This is a genomic window from Synechococcus sp. B60.1 (genome assembly GCF_047462555.1).
In the GTDB taxonomy this organism is placed as follows: domain Bacteria; phylum Cyanobacteriota; class Cyanobacteriia; order Thermostichales; family Thermostichaceae; genus Thermostichus.
In genome coordinates this window covers 1-1,933 of the sequence record NZ_JANSJN010000188.1, presented here as the reverse complement: position 1 = coordinate 1,933, position 1,933 = coordinate 1, and the positions used below count along the sequence as shown (strand labels likewise).

Genomic DNA, 1,933 nt, shown 5'->3' with positions numbered 1-1,933 from the left:
CTCCACTTCAATGGGGAAGGCAACCGCATCAGCGCCGTCGAGATGGGATCCCCGGCCCAAAAAGCAGGCATCTGGGCTGGCGACGAGCTCGTAGCCCTAGACGGCTTTCGGGTGAGCGCCACCACCTTGCCGGAGCGCTTGGCGGCCTACCAGCCCCACCAGGTGATCTGCCTGAGCGTCTTCCAAGGCGATCAGTTGAAACACTTCTGGATCCCCTTGGATCCACCCCGCCCGGATGTTTACACCCTCGAAGCGTTGCCGCAACTCACTCCCACCCAGAAAGCGCTCCAGCAGGGCTGGCTGGGATCCCTGCTCGGCTCTTCGGGACAAGATACGCCTCTTCTTGAAAATTCGCTCACCTCGCCTGAGAATCTTGAAACAAGCGAGTAACCTAGTTAACTTAAACGAGAAGTAACAACAGGGGTCAGGAGCGAATCTAATGGACTTCGTTTTGGTTTTATTAATTGGGGTGGCTGTTGGTTTCTCATTGGGTGTTTACGTTGCTCGCCATTACAAGGTCAGTCCTAGACCGGAAATCTGGAAACAAGAGATCATTAGAGAGATATCTTCACACTTAAGGCAACACAGCCAAGAACTCAACAACGCCAACAAAACCTTAACCAAACTGGTCGAAGGATTGGCAGACGAGATTTCTCGGAAGTTACAGGCTACTCAAGCCGATCTCAAAGGGCTTAGATCTCGTCTTGTAGATAGTCACCAAGATTTGCTGCAAAGTTGGAGTAGGGATCTTCTGCAGGCTATATCTGTAAAGTTTTCCGAACATAATGAGCAGCTAAACGATCAGCGAGCCATCCTGGAAAACCTAGTGAAAGAAACTAAAGATATTTATCAGCGACTACAGATTGCTATCCAAAGTTCTCCCAGATTAGAGATATCCCAAACTACAGATCAGAGCTCTCAGAATGAGCAGGTTGCCAGTCATGAAACACCAGAGCCTAGGCTAACAGACGATGTACCGAGAGATAAAGAGGAGATCGCTGCCGCCGGTATATTAGAGGTCGACGTATCAAAGATAGAATCATTCTTAAGCTCAAAAAACGTAAAAATCAAAAGCATAGATGTGAAAGAAAAAGAGGAAAAATTAGATCAAATAGCTGCCTTTATGGGCAATCGATATTCTTTGATTAAAAGATTCTATAGAATGATTAAATCAAATATGAATAGCGGAAACTCTTTCTCAATAAACCTTAAAGACGAGCCTCAACAAGTAATCAGCTCAACTTGCCAGGTTGCCAAAGAGTTACACGGAATCGCATTTTTAGAAGAGTACAGATACTTTAAGGCACCCAGGTATCTGTTGGTAGCAAGACCCAGTAGGTCGCCCCAAGCACTAAATTTTCTCTCAGGAAAATGGCTAGAGAGATACGTTAGGGATAAGCTGATCTGCCTTGCTGCAAGTCAAGCTGGAAAAATTGATTTCTCTTACATAACAAATGCTCAAGTTACTTTGCCGAATGGAGATAAGTTTGAAATGGATCTTTTCTTTCATATTAACGATCAATTCTACTGGGTGGAATCAAAGACAGGCGAGTACCAAGACAAAGTACAGAAGTACTCCAAGATTGCTTCTGACCTTGGTCTCCAGAAAAACCAAGTTTTCATGGTTTTAACTGATGCCAGCCAAGATGTAAGAACCAGCCTATCTTCCCTCTATCGTTTATCAGTCATCAGCGTTGATGAGGTTGAGGCTACCTTTGAGGGGATCCTAAAAAGTCATCTTTGAGAAATCTGAAAGGCACCCAAGCGCATTAGCTCAAGCCACAATTTTGACAGCCTGCTCCACACACCACCAGGGATCCTCGGCAAAAGCCGGCATGGGCGTGCTGCCCGCCTTGCCCAAAATGGCCAGCCGAACTTCCCGATCCAGCCGGGATCCCGATCCGTAGGGATCCTCGGAGGGGGGCTCCAGTCT

General features: G+C 46.8%; 1 protein-coding gene and 1 pseudogene. Both read left to right on the top strand.

Annotated features, from left to right (window positions below; all coding sequences use genetic code 11):
* A pseudogene (locus NW863_RS12890) lies at positions 1 to 390 on the top strand (peptidase M61); the annotation flags it as partial.
* Positions 391 to 439: 49 nt separating this feature from the next.
* Positions 440 to 1,744 carry a hypothetical protein gene (locus tag NW863_RS12885; RefSeq protein ID WP_414366838.1) on the top strand — a complete coding sequence of 435 codons (1,305 nt, stop codon included), beginning with the start codon at positions 440 to 442 and terminating at the stop codon, positions 1,742 to 1,744.
* The last annotated feature ends 189 nt before the right edge of the window (positions 1,745 to 1,933 follow it).